Source organism: Shouchella clausii, assembly GCF_002250115.1.
Lineage (GTDB): Bacteria > Bacillota > Bacilli > Bacillales > Bacillaceae_D > Shouchella > Shouchella clausii.
In genome coordinates, this window is sequence record NZ_CP019985.1 from 1,350,219 (window position 1) to 1,372,981 (window position 22,763).

Consider the following 22,763-nt stretch of genomic DNA (forward strand, 5'->3'; position numbering starts at 1 on the left):
GACACCAAAAAAAATAGATAGGGAAGTCCCTATCTATCGGTAAAAAAATGTGGAATTTTTTACAATGTATAGTTTGGTGCTTCTTTGGTGATTTGCACATCATGAGGATGGCTTTCCCGTAAACCAGCAGCGGTAATACGGATGAACTGACTATTTTCCCGCAACTCATCAATTGTCGGTGTGCCGCAATAGCCCATGCCAGCCCTGATGCCACCAACTAATTGGTGCACAGTGTCAGCTAGAGGGCCTTTGTAGGACGTTCTTCCCTCAATTCCTTCTGGTACAAGCTTTTGGTTATTTTCTTGGAAATAACGGTCTTTGCTTCCCTTTTCCATTGCTCCAAGTGAACCCATGCCACGGTAAACTTTATATTGGCGCCCTTGATAGATCTCTGTTTCTCCAGGGCTTTCGCTCACACCAGCAAGCAAGCTACCAAGCATGACAGCATGTCCACCGGCGGCAAGTGCTTTTACGATGTCACCTGAATATTTAATGCCGCCGTCAGCAATAATCGGCACGCCGTGTTTTCTTGCCTCTGTCGCACAATCGTAAACAGCTGTTATTTGCGGAACGCCGATTCCTGCCACAACCCTTGTTGTACAAATAGATCCAGGACCAATGCCAACTTTTACTACACTGGCACCTGCTTCAATTAGTGCCCTTGTCCCTTCAGCTGTAGCTACATTTCCTGCAATGATCGTCAGGTCAGGGTAGTCATTGCGAACTTGTTTAATTTTATCCAGAACGCCTTTTGAGTGGCCATGAGCAGTATCAATCACAATCGCATCTACGCCTGCCTTTACGACAGCGGCAATGCGAGCATCGGCATCAGCAGACACGCCAATCGCTGCCCCGACAAGCAAACGCCCTTGCTTGTCTTTTGCAGAATTCGGGAATTCAATCACTTTTTCAATATCCTTGATTGTAATGAGCCCTTTTAAAATGCCATTGTCATCGACAAGAGGCAGTTTTTCAATTTTATGCTGTTGCAATATTTTCTCTGCTTGTTCAAGTGTTGTCCCTACAGGCGCTGTTACAAGCCCTTCTTTTGTCATGACGTCGTCAATTTTGATCGAGTAGTCCTCAATAAAGCGCAAATCCCGGTTCGTTAAAATGCCAACAAGTTTTTGCTCCTCATTCACAATTGGCACACCTGAGATCCGGTATTTTCCCATTAAATGCTCCGCGTCAAATACTTGGCGATCGGGAGTAAGAAAGAACGGATCAGTAATAACACCACTTTCAGACCGCTTCACTTTATCGATTTGCTCAGCTTGTTCTTCGATGGACATGTTCTTATGGATAATGCCGATGCCGCCTTCTCGGGCAATCGCAATCGCCATTTCCGATTCTGTCACTGTATCCATCCCCGCACTTAAAATTGGGATATTCAATTTCACATTCTCGCTTAATTTCGTGGCAACTGAAACATCTCTTGGCAACACTTCCGACTTAGCCGGCACCAAGAGAACATCATCAAACGTCAATCCTTCTTTTTGAAATTTTGTTTCCCACATTTATACTAGCTCCCCTCAAACGCCTGAAAATATTATTAGTAGCTTAACAATTGGGCAAACTACTGTCAAGACAAGGGTTTAAGTAGTACTTTTCTGAATTCAGTGCGCAAAAAAATGGGAGTGTATATAAAGTGGAGCGTTTAACTTTTTTTGATTCAGCATCTTTTACGCGGAACTATTTATTTGAGTGTTATCAAAGCCACTCATACGATGATGCATCCTCTATGAGTTACCAAAATTGTTACCGATTTATGTACCAATTGCAGCATGGTTGTTTGTACTTAGCCCAAGCGCAAATTGCTCCTTTCGCGATTAAGCCCATGCTTTTATTTTATGGCCTTTCACAGCTAATCAAGTCATGTGTTTTATCTGTTGACCCTTATTACCCTGAAAATGCTGCTGTGCTCGCTCATGGCATCACAACGAGGAAAAGAAAGAAGCAAGGCTACTCTTTTTTAGAAGACGAAGTGAAGGAGCAACGGAACGGCCTTTACCCTCTCATGATTGAGAAATTGTTTCACATGGAACATTCGGAGAATAAATACGCAATGAAAACTTTACTTAAGCAACTTCCTGATATGCATGCTTGTTTTGCATTCCTGGTTCATGAAGAACCTTTTATGAAAGGAAAATGGGCTGCCGCCGATAAGATGGTTTTCGAGCCGACCTTGCTTGACCTGTATCATATGACTGCTAACCGCTTTCAACAATACGCACTCGAGCAAATGCGTAAGCTCGTGCCAAAGACGCGAGCAATTACCGTAGTAGAAACAAAAAAACAAGTAGAAATCCGCTTTGCAAACGCCCAAGCAGCCAGAAATGCGGCTCCCCCTTTTCATTTTGATAATGATGGCTCCCCCCTCATCCACCGTTCAAAAGCCAATCACTTGCCATTGCCTGAGTTGGCTATTTACTATCTCGTGCTTTATAACTTGAGCATGATCTGCCGTTATGAAACAGAATGGTGGGGAGAACGAATCCATACAATGGATTGCGATGAGATCCCTTTTATTAAACAATTTCTAGAGACCGTCCAAGCACGGACAAAGAAGCTTATCGAACGTCAGCTATTTCAATTAATAAGCGTTTAGCTCTGCTTCTCCGAAGCAGTCGCTCTTTTGCTTCCTGCATATAACAAAAGCCCGGCAACGTCCTGGCTCCGGGATCATTTTCTACGGGGAAGTGGGGCACGGGGTTTTTTCTAGGATGTTTTTCATGTTGTTTTACAAATGATCCCTACGTCTCACAGGAGGACACGATGCTTTTCTGTGATGTCTATTCACGTAGTTTTTTTATAGGAGCTTATCTCCATATACTCTTAATAACCATTTAACTCTGCTTCTTCGAAGCAGCACTCTTTTGCTTCCTGCCCATGACAAAAAAGACACCTATTCAGGTGTCTTTACTGTTGCCCGGCAACGTCCTGGCTCCGGGATTATTTCCTACGGGGATGTGGGGCATGGGTCTTTTTCAATGATGCTTTTCACGCTGTTCTACGAAAATGATCCCTACGTCTCACAGGAGGACACGATGCTTTTCCAGTGAAGCCTATTCACGTAGTTTTTTTATAGGAGCTTATCTCCATATACTCCTAATTAAGCATTTAACTCTGCTTCTTCGAAGCAGCACTCTTTTGCTTCCTGCCCATAACAAAAAAGACACCTATTCAGGTGTCTTTACTGTTGCCCGGCAACGTCCTACTCTCGCGGGAGGAAGCCTCCAACTACCATCGGCGCAAAAGAGCTTAACGGCCGTGTTCGGCATGGGAACGGGTGTGACCTCTTTGCCATTGTCACCGGACTCTACTTCAGATAAGCTTTGGATTTCTTCGAGCACTCCGGCCCTCGAATTCCTGCTTGTCTTCGTAGTTTTTTTATCTTCAGAGTGATCTGAAGGGTATAGAAAGAATCGGTGATTCTTTCAAAACTAAATCCGAAATAGACTCAATTGTCAAGAATGTGTATAGGATAAGTCCTCGACCGATTAGTATCAGTCCGCTCCACGTGTCGCCACGCTTCCACTTCTGACCTATCAACCTCATCATCTCTAAGGGGTCTTACTGGCTTACGCCATGGGAAATCTCATCTTGAGGGGGGCTTCATGCTTAGATGCTTTCAGCACTTATCCCGTCCATACGTAGCTACCCAGCGATGCTCCTGGCGGAACAACTGGTACACCAGCGGTATGTCCATCCCGGTCCTCTCGTACTAAGGACAGCTCCTCTCAAATTTCCTACGCCCGCGACGGATAGGGACCGAACTGTCTCACGACGTTCTGAACCCAGCTCGCGTGCCGCTTTAATGGGCGAACAGCCCAACCCTTGGGACCTACTTCAGCCCCAGGATGCGACGAGCCGACATCGAGGTGCCAAACCTCCCCGTCGATGTGGACTCTTGGGGGAGATAAGCCTGTTATCCCCAGGGTAGCTTTTATCCGTTGAGCGACGGCCCTTCCATACGGCACCGCCGGATCACTAAGCCCGACTTTCGTCCCTGCTCGACTTGTAGGTCTCGCAGTCAAGCTCCCTTCTGCCTTTGCACTCTACGAATGATTTCCAACCATTCTGAGGGAACCTTTGGGCGCCTCCGTTACTGTTTAGGAGGCGACCGCCCCAGTCAAACTGCCCACCTGACAATGTCCCTGGCCCGGATCACGGGTCGAGGTTAGAATGCCAGCACCATCAGGGTAGTATCCCACCGACGCCTCCACCGAAGCTAGCGCTCCGGTTTCCAAGGCTCCTACCTATCCTGTACAGATGATACCAACACTCACTATCAAGCTACAGTAAAGCTCCATGGGGTCTTTCCGTCCTGTCGCGGGTAACCTGCATCTTCACAGGTACTATAATTTCACCGGGTCTCTCGTTGAGACAGTATCCAAGTCGTTGCACCATTCGTGCGGGTCGGAACTTACCCGACAAGGAATTTCGCTACCTTAGGACCGTTATAGTTACGGCCGCCGTTTACTGGGGCTTCAATTCAGAGCTTCTCCCGCAAGGGATGACCCTTCCTCTTAACCTTCCAGCACCGGGCAGGTGTCAGCCCCTATACTTCGCCTTACGGCTTCGCAGAGACCTGTGTTTTTGCTAAACAGTCGCTTGGATCCTTTCACTGCGGCTCTCTCGGGCGGTTAACCCTACTAGAGCACCCCTTCTCCCGAAGTTACGGGGTCATTTTGCCGAGTTCCTTAACGAGAGTTCTCCCGAGCGTCTTAGAATTCTCTTCTCGCCTACCTGTGTCGGTTTGCGGTACGGGCACCTGTATTCTCACTAGAGGCTTTTCTCGGCAGCGGAGGATCAGGGATTTCGGACCCGAAGGTCCTTCACGGTCACAGCTCAGCCTTACGGAACACGGATTTGCCTATGTTCCAGCCTCGCATGCTTCGACGCGCACAGCCAGCGGCGCGCTCACCCTACCTTTCTGCGTCCCCCCATCGTTCAAACGAATACGAGGTGGTACAGGAATATCAACCTGTTGTCCATCGCCTACGCCTTTCGGCCTCGGCTTAGGTCCCGACTAACCCTGAGCGGACGAGCCTTCCTCAGGAAACCTTGGGCTTTCGACGGATAGGATTCTCACCTATCTTTTCGCTACTCATACCGGCATTCTCACTTCCAAGCACTCCACCAGTCCTCACGATCTGGCTTCGCTGTCCTTGGAACGCTCCCCTACCCAATCCCATACGGGATTGCCATAGCTTCGGTGATACGTTTAGCCCCGGTACATTTTCGGCGCAGAGTCACTCGACCAGTGAGCTATTACGCACTCTTTCAATGATGGCTGCTTCTAAGCCAACATCCTGGTTGTCTGGGCAACTCCACATCCTTTTCCACTTAACGTATACTTGGGGACCTTAGCTGATGGTCTGGGCTGTTTCCCTCTTGACTACGGATCTTAGCACTCGCAGTCTGACTCCCGAGTTAAAGTCATTGGCATTCGGAGTTTGACTGAATTCGGTAATCCTGTGGGGACCCCTCGTCCAATCAGTGCTCTACCTCCAAGACTCATCACTCGAGGCTAGCCCTAAAGCTATTTCGGGGAGAACCAGCTATTTCCGAGTTCGATTGGCATTTCACCCCTACCCACACCTCATCCCCGCAATTTTCAACTTGCGTGGGTTCGGGCCTCCAGTCGGTGTTACCCGACCTTCACCCTGGACATGGGTAGATCACCCGGTTTCGGGTCTACGGCATCGTACTAAAGGCGCCCTATTCAGACTCGCTTTCGCTGCGGCTCCGCTTCATCAGCTTAACCTTGCACGATACCGTAACTCGCCGGTTCATTCTACAAAAGGCACGCCATCACCCGTTAACGGGCTCTGACTAGTTGTAGGCACACGGTTTCAGGATCTCTTTCACTCCCCTTCCGGGGTGCTTTTCACCTTTCCCTCACGGTACTGGTTCACTATCGGTCACTAGGGAGTATTTAGCCTTGGGAGATGGTCCTCCCGGATTCCGACGGGGTTTCACGTGTCCCGCCGTACTCAGGATCCACTCTGGAGGAAACGAAGTTTCAGCTACAGGGCTGTTACCTTCTTCGGCCTGCCTTTCCAGACAGTTCACCTACTCCGTTTCTTGATCACTCCGTTGTTGAGTGTCCTACAACCCCAAGAGGCAAGCCTCTTGGTTTGGGCTGTTTCCGTTTCGCTCGCCGCTACTCAGGAAATCGCATTTGCTTTCTCTTCCTCCGGGTACTTAGATGTTTCAGTTCCCCGGGTCTGCCTCTCGACATCCTATGTGTTCAGATGCCAGTACCATCCCATTACGGATGGTGGGTTCCCCCATTCGGAAATCTCCGGATCGAAGCTTACTTACAGCTCCCCGAAGCCTATCGCGGTTCGTCGCGTCCTTCATCGGCTCCTAGTGCCAAGGCATTCACCGTGCGCCCTTTCTAACTTATCCTTTTTTGCTTCAGATAACCGTCACATCTCTTCGTCTGGTTCATGCTTCTCAGTCGGTCACGTAGGCAACTACGCTCCCTCCTTCGAACATTTCCCATCCTCGACCTGCTTGGTTCTCTTCGCAAAAATAAAAAATACATAAAAAAGGTATGCATTGAATTCTTGACGTCTCGTTCAAACAGTTATACAACCGATGAACAAAGATCAATTTGAGTTATTTCTGGATTTAGTTTTCAAAGAACCTGAGAGTGAGTCCTCTCAAAACTGAACAAGGCTACTGATTTCAATCCCATCATGTAACACTTCTCAGTTTATGCTTCGTGCTGCCTTGCGACGAGTAATCGCAGGAGCAATAGCATTTAATCGAGAGTTTTGAGTCCTCTCAAAACTGAACAAATAGCCTAAGCGCTATATGACCAGAAGGTCATACATCGACTAGAGTAAAAACTCCATAGAAAGGAGGTGATCCAGCCGCACCTTCCGATACGGCTACCTTGTTACGACTTCACCCCAATCATTTGTCCCACCTTAGGCGGCTGGCTCCAAAAGGTTGCCTCACCGACTTCGGGTGTTACAAACTCTCGTGGTGTGACGGGCGGTGTGTACAAGACCCGGGAACGTATTCACCGCGGCATGCTGATCCGCGATTACTAGCAATTCCGGCTTCATGCAGGCGAGTTGCAGCCTGCAATCCGAACTGAGAATGGCTTTATGGGATTGGCTTCACCTCGCGGTTTCGCTGCCCTTTGTACCATCCATTGTAGCACGTGTGTAGCCCAGGTCATAAGGGGCATGATGATTTGACGTCATCCCCACCTTCCTCCGGTTTGTCACCGGCAGTCACCTTAGAGTGCCCAACTCAATGCTGGCAACTAAGATCAAGGGTTGCGCTCGTTGCGGGACTTAACCCAACATCTCACGACACGAGCTGACGACAACCATGCACCACCTGTCACTTTGCCCCCGAAGGGGAAGCCCAATCTCTTGGGTGGTCAAAGGATGTCAAGACCTGGTAAGGTTCTTCGCGTTGCTTCGAATTAAACCACATGCTCCACTGCTTGTGCGGGTCCCCGTCAATTCCTTTGAGTTTCAGCCTTGCGGCCGTACTCCCCAGGCGGAGTGCTTAATGTGTTAACTTCGGCACTACGGGCATCGAAACCCCTAACACCTAGCACTCATCGTTTACGGCGTGGACTACCAGGGTATCTAATCCTGTTTGCTCCCCACGCTTTCGCGCCTCAGCGTCAGTTACAGACCAGAGAGTCGCCTTCGCCACTGGTGTTCCTCCACATCTCTACGCATTTCACCGCTACACGTGGAATTCCACTCTCCTCTTCTGCACTCAAGCTCCCCAGTTTCCAATGGCCGCTCGGGGTTGAGCCCCGAGATTTCACATCAGACTTAAGAAGCCGCCTGCGCGCGCTTTACGCCCAATAATTCCGGACAACGCTTGCCACCTACGTATTACCGCGGCTGCTGGCACGTAGTTAGCCGTGGCTTTCTGGTGAGGTACCGTCAAGGTACCGCCCTATTCGAACGGTACCGCTTCTTCCCTCACAACAGAGCTTTACGACCCGAAGGCCTTCCTCACTCACGCGGCGTTGCTCCGTCAGACTTTCGTCCATTGCGGAAGATTCCCTACTGCTGCCTCCCGTAGGAGTCTGGGCCGTGTCTCAGTCCCAGTGTGGCCGATCACCCTCTCAGGTCGGCTACGCATCGTTGCCTTGGTAAGCCGTTACCTTACCAACTAGCTAATGCGCCGCGGGCCCATCCCTTAGTGATAGCCGAAGCCATCTTTCACCCTCTCTCCAGGTGGAGAAAGGGTTTATCCGGTATTAGCTCCGGTTTCCCGGAGTTATCCCAGTCTAAGGGGCAGGTTGCCCACGTGTTACTCACCCGTCCGCCGCTAAGTTTCAAAAAGCAAGCTTCTTGAAACTCCGCTCGACTTGCATGTATTAGGCACGCCGCCAGCGTTCGTCCTGAGCCAGGATCAAACTCTCCGTTAAAAAGTAGTTTGACTTGCTCATTGCACAACCGAAGTTGTGGCTCACTATGATTGACGAGATACCTTGTATCTCTTTTTACGCTTGGCTTTTGTTCAGTTTTCAAAGGACTCGTTTGTCGCCGTTCTCTCTTGGCGACTCAATTAATATATCATGTTTGTTAAATAGCGTCAACTATTTCAGGAAAATAATTTGTGGTTTTTTAAAGTAATGCTTGTAAACTATAAAAGACGGCCTTAGCGGTACTTAGTTGGAACTGGCCGTCCGTATAGTTACTTCCCAATATCTTAATATCTTAGCTTATAATTCTTTAGATTTTTCCCTAGTAGGTAAAAACTGTTGTTCCTGTTTTTCATAAAACCATAGTAATTTCCTTACGAATTTAAGACGAGGGACCATAAAAGAAACCATTAAAGCTGAAACGATACTAATTAGCGCCCCGACTAAGACATCTGCAGGATAGTGCACACCCACCCAAATACGAGAAAGGCCAACAAAAAAAGCAACCGTCATCCATATGTAACTCCATCTTTTTCGATATATGCAGAAAGTTGTACAAAACGCAAAGAATAAAATGGTATGGTCGCTCGGAAAGGAATTATCTACTGCTTTCTCTATTAATTGATTTACATTAGACAATTCCGCAAATGGTTGATTATTTGCATGTAACTTCCCAGCAATTTTCCCGATAACCTCGGCAACAATAAAGGCTATAATAGCCGAAATTATCATCATCCTATTTTCCCTTATCCTAGTAAACCAGAACATTAAAACAATTAAAGCAAGAACAAAAACCATATATTCAGCTATAAATATAAAAGTATCGTTTAGATATGTATGTTCTTTACCAAAATCATTAATTAGTCTAAACAAATCAACATTCATTTGAAATAAATCCATGATTATGCCTCTCCTTGAATTTTATATTGATATAGGAGAAGTATAAGCAATGTGTTGTTAGTTAATAATCGATTTTCCTTACGTAAACCTTACAATTATGCAATACTACTCTTACAATTATGTAATAAAATTTAAGTTATTTTTATTCTTACACTATTTTGCTTCTTCGTTTAATGACATATCTATCTAAAAAAGAGACCGTTGTTTTCAACATCCTCCAACAGTCCCCATAAAATTTAGTTTAATGTATTCATGCAGCTCGTGCAGTTTCCTAGACTAGACAGGAAGCTTTTGCTTTATGAATTCGTCGATTGCCCGCCATCTACATGGAGAACTTGCCCTGTCACAAACCGGGAATCATCAGATGCCAAATAGACGTAAGTAGGCGCTAATTCAAATGGCTGCCCTACCCGGTTAAAGACATTGTCCCCTGGAAGGGCATTATTGTCAGCGGAGAAACTAGCGGGAATGAGCGGTGTCCATATTTTCCCTGGAGCGACGGCGTTTACGCGGATCCCTTTATCGCCAATTTGTTTGGCAAGTGCACGGGTCCATCCGACAATCGCCCCTTTTGTCGCCGTATAATCTACAAGCTGAGGCTCTCCGACATAGGTAACGACCGATGTCGTTCCAATAATAGAACTGCCTGCCTTTAAATGTGGAAGGGCTGCGCGCGTTAAATAAAAGTGGGAATAAAAATTGACTTTAAATGTATGGTCAAATTGTTCATCAGTAATATCGACGATGGAGTGTTGTGGAAATTGAATGCCGACGTTATTGCAAAGAATATCGATTTTCCCAAATGCTTCGATCGTTTTCGCAACAATTGTTTCACACATCTGCTTTTCACTGACGTCGCCAGGCAAAAGCAAACAACGTTGCCCCAATTCTTCAATCCGCTTTTTCGTGCGCTGGGCATCTTCATGTTCATCCAAATAGCTAATTACTACATCTGCACCTTCTTTGGCAAAGGCAATTGCTGCCGCAGCGCCGATGCCACTGTCGCCACCAGTAATGATTGCCGTTTTCCCTGTTAATTTTCCGCTTCCTTGTACATTTGGGTTTTCAATAATGGGTTTTGGTACCATTAACCGTTCAACGCCAGGGTGCTTTAATTGCCTTTGTTCTGGAGCCGCCAGTGGAATGTCTTCGTAACGTGTGATTTTTCCATAGTATGGATATTGGGGATAGGGTTTTGTTTGCTTATGGCGTTCAAACCAGTCTTGTAGCGCTTTTATTTCCTTTTCTTTAAAGTCGCCGTCATTTTTGCTTGCCATTTGCCTCTCCTCCGTCCCTTTTTAGCTATTGCCACCGTATGTATAGGCAGTTGCCTTTGTGCCCGTCTTCGCTTAAAAAAGGATAGGCTCGTAAATAACATGCTTGCGTACAGTAAAGAAAAAGGAGTGTTTTCGCTTGTATACTTTTTATCCTGAAGTAACTTTGCTGTTGGAAAAAGACGTCAATCAAAAAGAACGGATGTTTTATTTAAAGGACTCTTGGCTAGTTCCTAAAATCGGGCCTCGCCCACCTTTTTATGCCTATCCTCGCTATGGTCCTTCCTACCCGATTATTTAATGTGAGACGTATACGAAAAAAACCAGCTAGCTCAATAAGGATGCTAACTGGTTTTTTGCTTTTTTATTCTGTGTTTTCCTCTGATGTCGGTTGCTCTTGCTCATCATCGTCTTCTAAGTCATCGACTTCGTCGTCGTTAATGTTCACACGGGCCACTGTCGCTACTTCTTCTCCTTCGCCGACACGAATCAACGTCACGCCTTGAGTATTTCGGCCAGTTGTTGAAATGCCGTCTACGTTGGTGCGAATAATAATCCCATTGGCGGTAACAATCATAATGTCGTCTTCGTCGGCCACCATTTTCAAAGAGACAAGAGGACCGTTTTTATCGGTAATGTTGCATGTTTTAATCCCTTTACCGCCGCGGCTTTGGACTCGGTATTCCTCAAGTGGCGTCCGTTTGCCGTAGCCTTTCTCGGTAACGACGAGGACGCTTTGGTTTTCATCAACTACGTCCATGCCGACAACACCGTCATTCTCCGAAAGGGTAATGCCTTTGACGCCGCCTGCAGTACGTCCCATTAAGCGGACATCTGTTTCTGGAAAACGGATTGCCATTCCTTGTTTCGTCCCGATCATCACTTCACGGTTGCCATCGGTTAAGCGTACGCCGTGGAGCGAATCGCCTTCTCTTAAATTGATCGCGAATAAACCACCTTTACGGATATTCGCAAATGCAGACAACTTTGTTCGTTTGGCGATGCCGTGCTCTGTTACGAAAAACAAATATGAATCGTCATCAAAGCATTCAATCGGGATGACTGTACTGATCGTTTCGCCTGGATCAAACGGCAACAGATTAATCGCCGGAATGCCTTTTGCTGTTCGACCTAATTCAGGGATTTCATACCCTTTTAGGCGGTAGGCTTTCCCTTTGTTTGTGAAGACTAACACAGTATGGTGCGTGTTGGTCGTAAACAAGTGCTGGACAAAGTCGTCATCGTTCGTACCCATGCCCTGTACGCCTTTTCCGCCCCGTTTTTGAGCACGGTACGTAGAAATAGGCAGGCGTTTAATATAGCCGTTATGGGTAATAGTAATAACAATATTTTGCCGTGGAATTAAATCCTCATCTTCCAAATGTTCTTCGCTCGCCGAAATGACCGTCCGCCGTTCGTCATTAAATTTCTCTTTAATGGCAAGGATTTCTTCTTGGATGACGGCAATGACTTTCTCGTCACTAGCCAAAATTGCACGAAGTTCAGCAATTCGCGCCAACACGTCGTTGTATTCTTGTTCAAGTTTATCCCGTTCCAAACCAGTTAACCGTTGCAAGCGCATATCGAGAATCGCTTGTGCTTGGTCATAGCTGAGTTCGAATCGTTCCATTAAGCCGTTTCTAGCGATTTCTGCCGTTTCCGAACCACGGATTAAGGCAATGATTTCATCAATATGATCAAGGGCAATGCGCAACCCTTCCAGAATGTGGGCACGGGCTTCCGCTTTGTTTAGGTCAAACTGAGTGCGCCTGCGGATCACTTCTACTTGGTGAGCCAAATATTGTTCCAGCGTCTGTTTCAAGTTTAAGACTTCAGGCCGGCCGTTCACAAGAGCAAGCATATTAATGCCAAAACTTGTTTGCAAGGCTGTCTGTTTAAACAAATTGTTTAAAATGACGTTTGGATTTGCGTCTCTACGCACATCGATGACAATGTTCATGCCATTGCGGTCTGAAGAATCACGCAGTTCGGTAATGCCATCGATTTTCTTGTCACGCACTAGTTCGGCGATTTTTTCAATCAGACGCGCTTTATTGACTTGGTATGGCAGTTCCGTGACGATAATCGACTGTTTGCCTTTGTTTTCGACAATTTCGGTTTTAGCGCGTACGGTAATTGAGCCTCGTCCTGTTGAATAGGCTTTGCGTATGCCAGAGCGGCCGAGAATCTCGCCGCCTGTTGGAAAATCAGGGCCTGGAATATATTCCATGAGCTCAGGAATACTAATGTCAGGATTTTTTGCTAAAGCAAGTACACCGTCAATTACTTCGCCTAATTGATGTGGCGGAATATTGGTTGCCATCCCGACTGCAATCCCCGACGTGCCGTTGACGAGTAAATTCGGAAAGCGGGAGGGCAGCACTTTCGGTTCTCGCTCAGTACCGTCATAGTTATCGATAAAATCAACGGTATCTTTGTTTAAATCCCGGACTAGCTCCATTGAAATCTTGGACATTTTTGATTCTGTATAACGCATCGCCGCAGCAGAGTCGCCATCAATAGAACCGAAGTTGCCGTGTCCGTTGACGAGCATATAACGATAACTAAAATCTTGTGCCATCCGTACCATTGCGTCATATACAGAAGTATCGCCGTGTGGGTGGTACTTCCCAAGCACTTCGCCTACGATCCGCGCCGACTTTTTATATGGTTTGTCTGGCGTCATCCCAAGCTCAAACATGGCATACAGAATACGGCGATGCACGGGCTTCATGCCATCCCTTACGTCTGGCAGCGCCCGGCTGACAATGACGCTCATCGCGTAATCGATGAACGATTCTTTCATTTCCTCGTCTATTTGTCTTTCTCTTAGTCTTGGTACATCTTCTTCAGCCATTCCGTAAACCTCCAGGGCAGCTGGCAATGATTTGCGTCAGCCGTTCTTCTACACATCCAAATTTTTCACGTAATGTGCATTTTCTTGAATAAAATCGCGCCTTGGCTCCACTCGGTCGCCCATGAGAATTTCAAATATCTCATCTGCTTTGATCGCATCAGCGAGAGTCACTTGGAGCATATTGCGAACCTGTGGGTCCATCGTTGTTTCCCACAGTTGGCCAGCGTTCATTTCGCCAAGACCTTTGTAGCGTTGGACGCTCACTTTGCTGCGGTCTGCCACAGTTGCTAAATGCGCATCAAGCTCCCGATCAGAATAAACATACGTTACATTGTTTTTTCCTTGCTCAATTTTATAAAGCGGCGGTTGCGCAATGTACACATAGCCATTTTCAAGAAGTTCGCGCATATAGCGATAGAAAAACGTTAAGATCAATGTCCGGATATGGGCGCCGTCTACGTCGGCATCGGTCATGATGACGATTTTATGGTAGCGTGCTTTTGAAATATCAAATTCATCGCCAATTCCCGTGCCAATTGCCGTGATGATCATCCGAATTTCATTGTTTGCTAAAATTTTGTCCAGACGGGCTTTTTCTACGTTAAGGATTTTCCCTCGCAGAGGAAGAATCGCTTGGAAGTGGGGATCTCGGCCCCCTTTTGCCGAACCGCCGGCAGAATCGCCCTCAACGATAAACAATTCGCTAATCGACGCATCTTTTGATGTACAGTCGGTAAGCTTTCCAGGAAGCGAGCTTACTTCTAAGGCGCTTTTCCGCCGTGTCAACTCACGAGCCTTTTTAGCAGCCTCACGGGCACGGGAAGCCATCAATCCTTTATCGACAATCTTGCGGGCAACTCCTGGATTCTCAGACAGGAACCGTGCAAAACTTTCGCTGAATAAAGAGTCAGTAATTGTACGTGCTTCACTGTTTCCTAGCTTTGTTTTCGTTTGCCCTTCAAACTGGGGCTCAGGAATTTTGACGGAAATGATCGCTGTCAGCCCTTCACGGACATCTTCGCCACTTAAGTTTGGATCGTTTTCTTTAAACAACCCATTTTTGCGGGCGTAATCATTAATAACGCGCGTCAAGCCTGTTTTAAAGCCTGATTCATGCGTGCCTCCTTCATGGGTATTAATGTTATTCGCAAAGGAGTAAATGCTGCTCGTAAATCCGTCATTGTATTGGACTGCTACTTCAACGGAAATGCCGTCTTTTTCGCTTTCCACATAAATCGGCTCTTCATGGAGCGTTTCTTTTGAACGGTTGAGGTGTTTGACAAACGACGAAATCCCACCCTCGTAATGGTAGGTGGCCTTTTTGCCGTCCTCTGTGCGTTTGTCCTCAATTTTGATCGTCAGCCCTTTGTTTAAAAACGCCAACTCGCGAATGCGGGCAGCAAGTGTTTCATAATCAAATTCAACCGTCTCCCGGAAAATTTCTGGGTCTGGCTGGAACGTAATAATCGTGCCGGTTTTATCGGTTTCACCTATGACGGTCAAATCAGCATCGGGAATACCACGGCTATAAGATTGGCTATGGATTTTCCCGTCTAAATGGACATTGACCGTTAAATGTGTCGACAGCGCGTTGACGACGGAAGCACCAACTCCGTGAAGGCCGCCTGACACTTTATAACCGCCACCGCCAAATTTCCCTCCGGCATGAAGGGTAGTCATAATGACCTCGACCGCTGGACGACCCATTTTTTCTTGGATGCCGACAGGAATGCCACGGCCGTTATCCTCAACCGTCAGGGCATTTCCTTCCTCGATTATTACTTTAATTTCATCACAGAAACCAGCCATCGCTTCGTCAATGCTGTTGTCGACAATTTCCCATACTAGATGGTGCAGCCCTCTTTGGCTTGTCGACCCGATATACATGCCGGGGCGCTTGCGCACGGCTTCAAGCCCTTCTAAAACTTGAATTTGGCTTTCATCGTATGTTTGATTTTGCTCATTTACCAACATTCTTCACCTTCTCATCAGGGATCGTCTACTCACTATCGCTTAAAAGCGCCTCCCCCAATTCGTCATTTAGCAATTCCAATCCATCAGACATGGACCGGCGTTTTAACGTCTGCGAGGAAACCGGGGAAAAATAGATGCAAGTATCGGTTACAATGACACTTTTCACTGAATCTTCTGATGCAATTTTTTTGCAATCGTGTTTCGTATCCCATTCGTGTAAAAAAACGGCTGTATCTTTTGCCAGTTCGCCCTCTGCATAGGGCAAGATTGCGATAATTTGTGTAGCTGGCAAAATGACATCTCCACCGATGTGAATATACATACTTTACTCCAATCGTTTCACTGTGCCTTGGTCTACGGAAAAGAGGCAAGCTTCAGCCAACACGCCCTCATCGATTCCGCTTGTGGAAGTTGTCGTTACAAACGTCTGCACACGGGCTTGGATCGCCTCTAACAGATGCGATTGCCGATAATTGTCTAGTTCAGATAGTACGTCGTCCAAAAGCAAAATCGGGTAATCGCCAATTTCCGCATAGATTAAATCGATTTCAGCTAGTTTGACAGACAGCGCCGTCGTTCTTTGTTGTCCTTGTGAGCCGTAGGATTGGACATCTAAACCATTGACAGAGAAAGAAACGTCATCACGGTGGGGCCCAAACAATGTTGTCCCCCTGCGTACCTCTGTTTCCCTTTTCATTTCGTACGCTTTAAATAAGTCTTCTTTTATTTTCGACATATTCTCTATGTCTGATACCTCAATTGACGGGATATAGGAAAGAGTGAGCACTTCTTTGCCGCGGCTAATGGATTGATGGATTGGCGTGGCCCATTCTTCGAGCCGGCTAATAAATTCAGCCCGCTTTTTCATGACAAATGCCGCTTTGTCAATTAGCTGCTCGGTTAAGACATCCACCATTGCATAATTTTGCGAGCGTTTTTGTTGCATATTTTTTAAGAGCACATTCCGTTGCTTTAGTATTTTTCCGTACAAGGAAAGGTTGTTTAAATAGACTGGGCTGATCTGGCCAAGCTCCATGTCGATAAAGCGGCGCCTGACTTGCGGGCTGCCTTTCACTAAGTCAAGGTCTTCAGGAGCGAACATGACGACGTTCAGCGTCCCTACATAGTCGCTGAGGCGGCGCTGTTCAAGGCCATTAATCTTCCCTTTTTTCCCTTTGGCCGACAAAATGATATCCAGTTCGACCTCGCCTGTACGTTTTTCGGCTTTCGCATGAATGCGTGCGAACGGCTCTTCAAAGCCAATCATTTCTTTGTCCTTTTGGGTGCGATGGGATTTGGCTAGTGATACCACATAAATCGCTTCCAGCAAGTTTGTCTTCCCCTGGGCATTTTCGCCAACAAAGACATTGATTTTTTCGCCAAAAACGACAGCCGTTTTGCTGTAATTACGGTAAGAGGACAGCTCAAGCGTGTGGATAATCATTGTTATTCCTTTCCAACAATCGTCAATGTGCGCCCGTCGGCCAATTCAATCACATCCCCGTTTCGTAATTTGCGGCCGCGCCGGTTTTCTTCTTCGCTATTCACGCGCGGGGTGTGCTCGCTCAAATACCATTTTGCCATGCCTCCCGTATCAATAGCGCCAATTTCCTTCAAGAGCTGGCCAAGGGTAATATACTCCGTTCCAATTCGTATTTGTTCCAAGGTATACCTCACAATCGGCTGGACGAAGGAAGACAGCATACTTTGCGAGAATGCTGCCTTTTTCGTTAGCCATATAGGTTTTCTTCCAAATCTCGTTTGTCCATCTTTTCTTATATTGTACTAAACGTTTGCGCTGTTAGCCAACCTTTTTTCGCCCTAGTACTTTAATACGTTCTGACTGGCGAGAATAAATGCAAATAGTGGTCTGAATCAATTGGGCGAATAACGAAGGGACTCATCGCACCTGTCAAAAAGATTTGGACTTCATCGCTGTCAACCACTTTCAAGGCATCAAGAATATTTTTCCCATTAAACGAAATCCGGATTTCATCCCCTTCAAATTGGTCAGTGGCCATTTTTTCCGTCACTTTCCCTATTTCTTGTGATGTGGACGTAATTTCAATTTGGTTGTCGCCAAGTGTTTTGACGTTAATGACATTGTTTTTTGCTTCCCTTGACAACAACATTGCCCGTTCAAGCGTATGGACCAATTCTTTTGTTTTTACGACAAAGGACGTTTTGAACTGAGTCGGTATCATGCTCGACGTTACTGGATACTTCCCTTCAAGAAGTCTTGAGAAAAACAACAAGTTTCCGAGTTTGAACAGGATTTGATTCTCGGTTACAACAATTTCAGCCAAATCGCTTGTATCCTCTAAAATCTTGCTCAACTCTTGCAAGCTTTTTCCAGGGATAACGACATTTTTAAATTCTAGTCCCTCATCTTGGCTATCAATCTTTGTTTTCCGCATCGCCAACCGATGGCTATCTGTTGCAGTACAGATAAGCTCCCCATTTTCCGTTTCAATGTTTACACCTGTCAACACGGGACGTGTTTCCTGAGTGGACACGGCAAAAACGGTTTGGCGAATGATGTTGCGCAACATATCTTGCGGCAAGCTAAAAATCAAATCTTCCTTCAGTTGTGGCAGACGAGGATATTCTTCTGGATCAAGGCCGTTTAACGTAAAAACAGAAGAGCCAGAGCGGATTGTTGCTGCAAATTGGTCGTGGACTTGGATTTCAATCGTTTCTCCAGGCAGTTTTTTCACAATCTCAGCAAAGTATTTTGATTGCAACACAATGCTACCTGCTTGTTCGATTTGCACAATTTCACGCTCGTTTTCTTCTTTTGGAATAAACGATTCAATCGATAAGTCTGAGTCGCTCCCAGTAAGGGTTAAGCCATTTGCATCAGCAACCAATTTAATTCCCGTTAAAATCGGAATCGTTGTTCTTGATGAAACGGCTTTTGCAACGTGTTGGACATCGTGAACCATCCGATTCCGTTCAATAATGACATGCATAATAAGAAACTCCTTTTCATAAATCTATATATAAGTCTTTTAATGTCGTAGTAATAGTACTAGGGCTTGTGCATTTGTGGATAAGTGAGCGAAATGCGTAAAGAGACAGCCTATTCACATGTGGGTAGTTTGTGGATAGGCTTGTTTCCGTTATGCACATGTTCACATCTACTGACGCAACTGCTCGGTAATAGCTTGCACTTTTTGCTGCAATTCCTGGTCAGTGGCAAGCAGTTTTGAAATCTTTTCATGAGCATGGATGACTGTTGTATGATCGCGGCCGCCAAATTCACTGCCGATTTTAGGCAATGAAGCGTCCGTCATTTCTCGGGATAAGTACATCGCTATTTGGCGCGGGAAAGCGACTGATTTAGTTCGTTTCTTTGCTTTGAAATCTTCAAGCTTTACTTGGAAGTGTTCGCCGACAAGCTTTTGGATGTCTGTAATCGTTAGCGTTTTAGGCATCGCATTTGGAATGATGTCTTTTAATGCTTCAGCCGCCAGATCGGCATTCATATCTTGGTTAATTAAAGAAGAATAGGCAACAACACGGATGAGCGCGCCTTCTAGCTCACGAATGTTTGTATCAATCTGATTGGCAATGTAAAGCATCACTTCATTAGGGATATCCAAGTTTTCTGCCTTCGCTTTTTTGCGCAAAATGGCAATGCGCGTTTCCAAATCAGGCGGCGTAATATCGGTAATCAAACCCCACTCAAAACGGGAGCGTAATCGGTCTTCCAAAGTCGGTATCTCTTTTGGAGGGCGGTCACTTGAAATGACGATCTGCTTTGATTCCTCATGCAATGCATTGAATGTATGGAAAAATTCTTCCTGTGTTTGGATTTTGCCAGCAATAAATTGGATGTCGTCAATGAGCAGTACATCAACATTGCGGTATTTGTTGCGAAAATGGACAGCTTTGTTGTCTCGGATCGCGTTAATAAATTCATTTGTAAATTTTTCAGATGACAAATACACAACTTTTGCATTTGGGTTATGTTCCATTACGTAATGGCCAATCGCGTGCATTAAATGGGTTTTTCCTAGGCCGACTCCTCCATAGATAAACAGAGGGTTATAGGCTCTCGCAGGAGCTTCCGCAACGGCTAATGAAGCAGCATGGGCAAAGCGATTTCCGGAGCCAATGACAAATGTATTAAACGTGTATTTGTCGTTAAGCATCGTTTGCGACAGTGTCGATTGGCCGGCTACATCTTTTTCCGGCGGGGTCTGAGGTGTTTGTTCAGGTAATGCTTCCTCTTCTTGGTTATGTTGAGGAATAACAAACTTTGGCGTCAATCGCGCACCTGTAAGCTGTTCGATAATGTCGGATGTCAGCCCTGAGTAGTGGTCTTCCAGCCAGTCACGTGCAAACTCATTTGGCGCAGTGACAATGATCGTGTCGTTATTTTGGAGCGCGTTCGCTTTTGTTGCTCTTAGCCACGTTTCATAACTAGGTTTGCTTACTTTCTTTTTCATTTCTTCAAGCACTTTGTTCCACAGATCATCAATATTTTCCAAAAAAACCCCTCCCTTATTGCGACATAAATAAGCTGTACAACATTTGTACAACATCTAAAATCAACACGAATAATTATGCGTGCACTGCATAGTTGTGTATAATAATTATTATAGTAGAAAAACGGAAATCCCCCTTATGCAGTACGTTGTGGATAAGAACGCCAACAGAAATAAAAAACCTGTCCACAACCTTACCCACAGGCTGTGGACAGGTTTTTTGATTAAGTCAATGTCCACGAAGGAAAACAACTTAATCATAGCAAAAATAACTAGATACCGCAATGGTTCTATGTACTTATCCACAAAACCCTGTATCTAGTGTTTTGTAGTTGTCCACAACACTAGATATGTGCAAAGGGTTGTCGATAACTTGTAGACAAGAAAAAATGGAGCGCGGATTTTATCCACAATTGTCGAAAAGAGGGAGAAACAGTAGCCAATTGAACTATCTCTTGACAGAGGTAGTCTATTGTCTATATAATTTTTTAGAGTGTCTTACAGAGATACAATCCTCGAAGGAGGTGGAATAAATGGGAAAACCAACGTTCCAACCAAATAACCGCAAACGCAAAAAGAATCATGGCTTCCGTGCCCGCATGGCGACAAAAAACGGGCGTAAAGTGATTGCGCGCCGCCGTCAAAAAGGAAGAAAAGTATTGTCTGCATAGACCACTGGCGCCAGTGGTCTTTTTCAAGTATGGGGAGCATTGCAGGCGAGAGGTCGTGGTCAGATTGAAAAAAGAGCAACGAATTAAAAAGAACCGAGAGTTTTCAGCGGTTTTTAAAAAAGGGACTTCAATGGCGAATCGGCAGTTTGTTTTATACGTGTTGCCAAAAGAGGGACAAGACCGCTTCCGACTCGGCCTGTCCGTTTCAAAGCGTGTCGGGAATGCCGTTTGTCGAAATCGGATCAAGCGCCTTGTTCGCGTCGCTTTTCAAGAACTTGAAGGACGGCTTCGGCCAGACTGTGACTATGTAGTGATCGCGCGAAATCCAGCCCGGGATCTTTCCTTTAAAGAAGTACGGAGCAGTTTGGAGCATGTTATGAAAAAAGCGAAAGTATTGGCCCCTTTATATGGAAGTAGTAAAGAAAGATAGCTGATTGGTGGGAGGATGTCCGAGTTTGATGAAAAAAACAGGCTGGCTAATTGTACTGGCGAGCATGCTGTTGTTTTTATCTGGCTGCTTTAGCGTCAATGAGCCCGTTACGGCTGACAGCGAAGGGATATGGAATTCGTTTTTTGTGTATCCGTTATCACGGCTCATTATCCTAATTGCCGGCTGGGTCAGTAGTTATGGCTGGGCGATTATTGTTGTAACCGTTCTGTTTCGGATCGTGCTTTTGCCGTTAATGGTCAAGCAGACGAAGAGCATGAAAGCAATGCAGCAACTACAGCCCGAAATGCAAAAGCTCCGTCAAAAGTACAGTGCAAAAGATAAGAACACGCAAATGCAGCTAAATACAGAAATGCAGAAGTTGTTTTCTGAGCATAAAGTGAACCCATTTGCCGGCTGTTTGCCTTTGCTTGTGCAAATGCCGATTTTCTTGGCGATTTACCACGCAATTATGCGGACGCCTAATTTTCAAGGGGAATCGTTTGCTTGGTTTGTACTAAACAATCCAGATCCTTATTTTATTTTACCTGTTTTGGCATGTATTTTAACGTTTGTCCAGCAAAAAATGATGATGGTGCAAGACAATCCACAAATGAAAATTTTGTTGTATGCGATGCCGATTATGATTTTGGTGGTCGGTATTTTCCTTCCTGCCGCTGTCATTTTGTACTGGGTTGTCGGAAACATTTTCATGATCTTACAAACCTATTTTATTACCGGGCCAAATGCTGGCAAACGGGGCCTCGAAGCAACAGTGGAAACAGCCGCTGCTTCAAAAGCAAAAGGAAACCAAGGCAGCCAACGGAAAAATAACAAGAACAAGCCAAACAAGAAAAAGAAAAAGCCGAAGAAAAAACGCAAATAAGAAAGGGGATTAAAAGTGGCGCATACGTTCAAAGGTCGGACGGTGGAAGAAGCAGTTGCCAATGCAGTGCAGCATTTGGGTACTACGGAAGAACAGTTAGTCTATGAAGTCATCGAACAACCACAAAAAGGGTTTTTCGGTTTGTTTGGCGGAAAGCCAGCTGTGATTAAAGCTCATGTGCCGCCAAGATCTGCAGACGTTGCCCGCTCCTTTCTTGAAGAAACCATTTCTTTAATGGGGTTAAAAGCTGAACTTTCTGTCGAGCAAGTAGGCAAAGAAGCGTTTTTTTCGTTGCATACAGAAGAAAAGGATCAAGGGCGTTTGATTGGACGCAAAGGGCAGACGCTCGATTCATTAGAGTATTTAACGAATTTGGCTGCTTCCCATTCGCCTAGCACGGATTTCGTCAAAGTCCGCCTCGATGCCGGAGGCTACCGGCACAAACGGGAAGAAACGCTCAAGCAGCTCGCATTGCGGATCAGCCATAAGGCAAAAACGACAAAGGAACCGATTGTCCTTGAGCCAATGCCAGCTCGTGAACGTAAAGTCATTCATACTACTTTGGCAAACGATGCCGGCGTGCAAACCCATTCGCAAGGCGAAGGAGCAAAACGGCATGTTGTTGTTGAGCCGACGCAATCAGACTGAAGAACGTTGTCCGACTGGGAGTGAAGTGCGGGAAGAGGCGAATAGAACAGGTGTTCATGACATATGACTGAGGCAAACGACGAATGCGAGCGATTGTCTACAGTCTGAAAGGGAAGCACATGCTTCCTTTTTCTTGTTGCTAAAAGTGCGGCCAATTTCAGGCGATAGCTTTTCACGTTTTCCTGTGCTATGCTTATATGTTGAAGATACTGCC

The 22,763-nt window shown here is 45.9% G+C and carries 16 protein-coding genes and 3 rRNA genes; 6 read left to right on the forward strand and 13 right to left on the reverse strand.

Annotated elements, in window-relative coordinates; all coding sequences use genetic code 11:
- Nucleotides 1-59 precede the first annotated feature (59 nt).
- On the reverse strand, nucleotides 60-1,517 hold the full coding sequence (guaB, locus tag BC8716_RS06530; protein WP_094424400.1) for an IMP dehydrogenase: 1,458 nt from the start codon (nucleotides 1,515-1,517) through the stop codon (nucleotides 60-62).
- Nucleotides 1,518-1,648: 131 nt separating this feature from the next.
- Between guaB and BC8716_RS06535 the strand changes: the two genes are divergently transcribed.
- A complete protein-coding gene (locus tag BC8716_RS06535) occupies nucleotides 1,649-2,608 on the forward strand; it encodes a YaaC family protein (protein WP_094424401.1) in 960 nt (319 codons plus the stop codon).
- 593 nt (nucleotides 2,609-3,201) lie between these two features.
- Here BC8716_RS06535 and rrf read toward each other — a convergent pair.
- The 5 genes from rrf to BC8716_RS06560 all read right to left on the reverse strand — a co-directional run bounded on the left by rrf (nucleotide 3,202) and on the right by BC8716_RS06560 (nucleotide 10,596).
- Nucleotides 3,202-3,317, reverse strand: a 5S ribosomal RNA gene (gene rrf / locus BC8716_RS06540).
- Nucleotides 3,318-3,480: 163 nt separating this feature from the next.
- Nucleotides 3,481-6,417, reverse strand: a 23S ribosomal RNA gene (locus tag BC8716_RS06545).
- A 454-nt stretch (nucleotides 6,418-6,871) separates the two neighbouring features.
- A 16S ribosomal RNA gene (locus BC8716_RS06550) occupies nucleotides 6,872-8,422 on the reverse strand.
- The 16S, 23S and 5S rRNA genes sit together here, the layout of an rRNA operon.
- Before the next feature lie 297 nt (nucleotides 8,423-8,719).
- Nucleotides 8,720-9,319, reverse strand: coding sequence for an undecaprenyl-diphosphatase (locus tag BC8716_RS06555; protein WP_094424402.1), 600 nt, complete (start codon nucleotides 9,317-9,319; stop codon nucleotides 8,720-8,722).
- 296 nt (nucleotides 9,320-9,615) lie between these two features.
- On the reverse strand, nucleotides 9,616-10,596 hold the full coding sequence (locus BC8716_RS06560) for an SDR family oxidoreductase (protein WP_179290855.1): 981 nt from the start codon (nucleotides 10,594-10,596) through the stop codon (nucleotides 9,616-9,618).
- A gap of 136 nt (nucleotides 10,597-10,732) precedes the next feature.
- On the opposite strand from BC8716_RS06560, the gene BC8716_RS22450 reads away from it, so the two are divergent.
- A complete protein-coding gene (locus BC8716_RS22450; protein ID WP_167369563.1) occupies nucleotides 10,733-10,894 on the forward strand; it encodes a hypothetical protein in 162 nt (53 codons plus the stop codon).
- 63 nt (nucleotides 10,895-10,957) lie between these two features.
- On the opposite strand, the gene gyrA is transcribed toward BC8716_RS22450, so the two are convergent.
- The 7 genes from gyrA to dnaA all read right to left on the reverse strand — a co-directional run bounded on the left by gyrA (nucleotide 10,958) and on the right by dnaA (nucleotide 19,920).
- Nucleotides 10,958-13,450 (reverse strand): DNA gyrase subunit A, encoded by a 2,493-nt coding sequence (gene gyrA / locus BC8716_RS06565; protein ID WP_094424403.1) that lies wholly within the window; start codon nucleotides 13,448-13,450, stop codon nucleotides 10,958-10,960.
- 48 nt (nucleotides 13,451-13,498) lie between these two features.
- Nucleotides 13,499-15,424, reverse strand: a complete 1,926-nt coding sequence (gene gyrB / locus BC8716_RS06570; protein WP_094424404.1) for a DNA topoisomerase (ATP-hydrolyzing) subunit B — start codon at nucleotides 15,422-15,424, stop codon at nucleotides 13,499-13,501.
- Nucleotides 15,425-15,449: 25 nt separating this feature from the next.
- Nucleotides 15,450-15,746 carry an extracellular matrix regulator RemB gene (gene remB, locus BC8716_RS06575; protein ID WP_062744604.1) on the reverse strand — a complete coding sequence of 99 codons (297 nt, stop codon included), beginning with the start codon at nucleotides 15,744-15,746 and terminating at the stop codon, nucleotides 15,450-15,452.
- A 3-nt stretch (nucleotides 15,747-15,749) separates the two neighbouring features.
- Complete coding sequence (recF, locus tag BC8716_RS06580; RefSeq protein ID WP_094424405.1) at nucleotides 15,750-16,868, reverse strand: DNA replication/repair protein RecF; 1,119 nt, start codon at nucleotides 16,866-16,868, stop codon at nucleotides 15,750-15,752.
- Between the two features lie 2 nt (nucleotides 16,869-16,870).
- Nucleotides 16,871-17,128, reverse strand: a complete 258-nt coding sequence (gene yaaA, locus BC8716_RS06585) for a S4 domain-containing protein YaaA (RefSeq protein WP_062744607.1) — start codon at nucleotides 17,126-17,128, stop codon at nucleotides 16,871-16,873.
- A gap of 125 nt (nucleotides 17,129-17,253) precedes the next feature.
- Nucleotides 17,254-18,396: a DNA polymerase III subunit beta gene (gene dnaN / locus BC8716_RS06590; RefSeq protein ID WP_094424406.1), complete on the reverse strand. Its 1,143-nt coding sequence runs from the start codon at nucleotides 18,394-18,396 to the stop codon at nucleotides 17,254-17,256.
- A 168-nt stretch (nucleotides 18,397-18,564) separates the two neighbouring features.
- Nucleotides 18,565-19,920 carry a chromosomal replication initiator protein DnaA gene (dnaA, locus tag BC8716_RS06595; RefSeq protein WP_011244865.1) on the reverse strand — a complete coding sequence of 452 codons (1,356 nt, stop codon included), beginning with the start codon at nucleotides 19,918-19,920 and terminating at the stop codon, nucleotides 18,565-18,567.
- 530 nt (nucleotides 19,921-20,450) lie between these two features.
- On the opposite strand from dnaA, the gene rpmH reads away from it, so the two are divergent.
- From rpmH to jag, 4 genes are all read left to right on the forward strand, one after another.
- On the forward strand, nucleotides 20,451-20,588 hold the full coding sequence (gene rpmH, locus BC8716_RS06600) for a 50S ribosomal protein L34 (protein WP_062744613.1): 138 nt from the start codon (nucleotides 20,451-20,453) through the stop codon (nucleotides 20,586-20,588).
- A 64-nt stretch (nucleotides 20,589-20,652) separates the two neighbouring features.
- On the forward strand, nucleotides 20,653-21,018 hold the full coding sequence (rnpA, locus tag BC8716_RS06605) for a ribonuclease P protein component (RefSeq protein ID WP_094424407.1): 366 nt from the start codon (nucleotides 20,653-20,655) through the stop codon (nucleotides 21,016-21,018).
- Between the two features lie 28 nt (nucleotides 21,019-21,046).
- Nucleotides 21,047-21,901 (forward strand): membrane protein insertase YidC, encoded by an 855-nt coding sequence (gene yidC / locus BC8716_RS06610; protein WP_094424408.1) that lies wholly within the window; start codon nucleotides 21,047-21,049, stop codon nucleotides 21,899-21,901.
- A 15-nt stretch (nucleotides 21,902-21,916) separates the two neighbouring features.
- Nucleotides 21,917-22,549, forward strand: coding sequence for an RNA-binding cell elongation regulator Jag/EloR (gene jag / locus BC8716_RS06615; RefSeq protein WP_094424409.1), 633 nt, complete (start codon nucleotides 21,917-21,919; stop codon nucleotides 22,547-22,549).
- Nucleotides 22,550-22,763: the final 214 nt, after the last annotated feature.

Coding starts and splice junctions, on each gene's coding strand:
- guaB (WP_094424400.1), bottom strand. CDS start 1,517: ATGTGGGAAACAAAATTTCAAAAAGAAGGATTGACGTTTGATGATGTT.
- BC8716_RS06555 (WP_094424402.1), bottom strand. CDS start 9,319: ATGGATTTATTTCAAATGAATGTTGATTTGTTTAGACTAATTAATGAT.
- BC8716_RS06560 (WP_179290855.1), bottom strand. CDS start 10,596: ATGGCAAGCAAAAATGACGGCGACTTTAAAGAAAAGGAAATAAAAGCG.
- gyrA (WP_094424403.1), bottom strand. CDS start 13,450: ATGGCTGAAGAAGATGTACCAAGACTAAGAGAAAGACAAATAGACGAG.
- gyrB (WP_094424404.1), bottom strand. CDS start 15,424: ATGTTGGTAAATGAGCAAAATCAAACATACGATGAAAGCCAAATTCAA.
- remB (WP_062744604.1), bottom strand. CDS start 15,746: ATGTATATTCACATCGGTGGAGATGTCATTTTGCCAGCTACACAAATT.
- recF (WP_094424405.1), bottom strand. CDS start 16,868: ATGATTATCCACACGCTTGAGCTGTCCTCTTACCGTAATTACAGCAAA.
- yaaA (WP_062744607.1), bottom strand. CDS start 17,128: ATGCTGTCTTCCTTCGTCCAGCCGATTGTGAGGTATACCTTGGAACAA.
- dnaN (WP_094424406.1), bottom strand. CDS start 18,396: ATGCATGTCATTATTGAACGGAATCGGATGGTTCACGATGTCCAACAC.
- rpmH (WP_062744613.1), top strand. CDS start 20,451: ATGGGAAAACCAACGTTCCAACCAAATAACCGCAAACGCAAAAAGAAT.
- yidC (WP_094424408.1), top strand. CDS start 21,047: ATGAAAAAAACAGGCTGGCTAATTGTACTGGCGAGCATGCTGTTGTTT.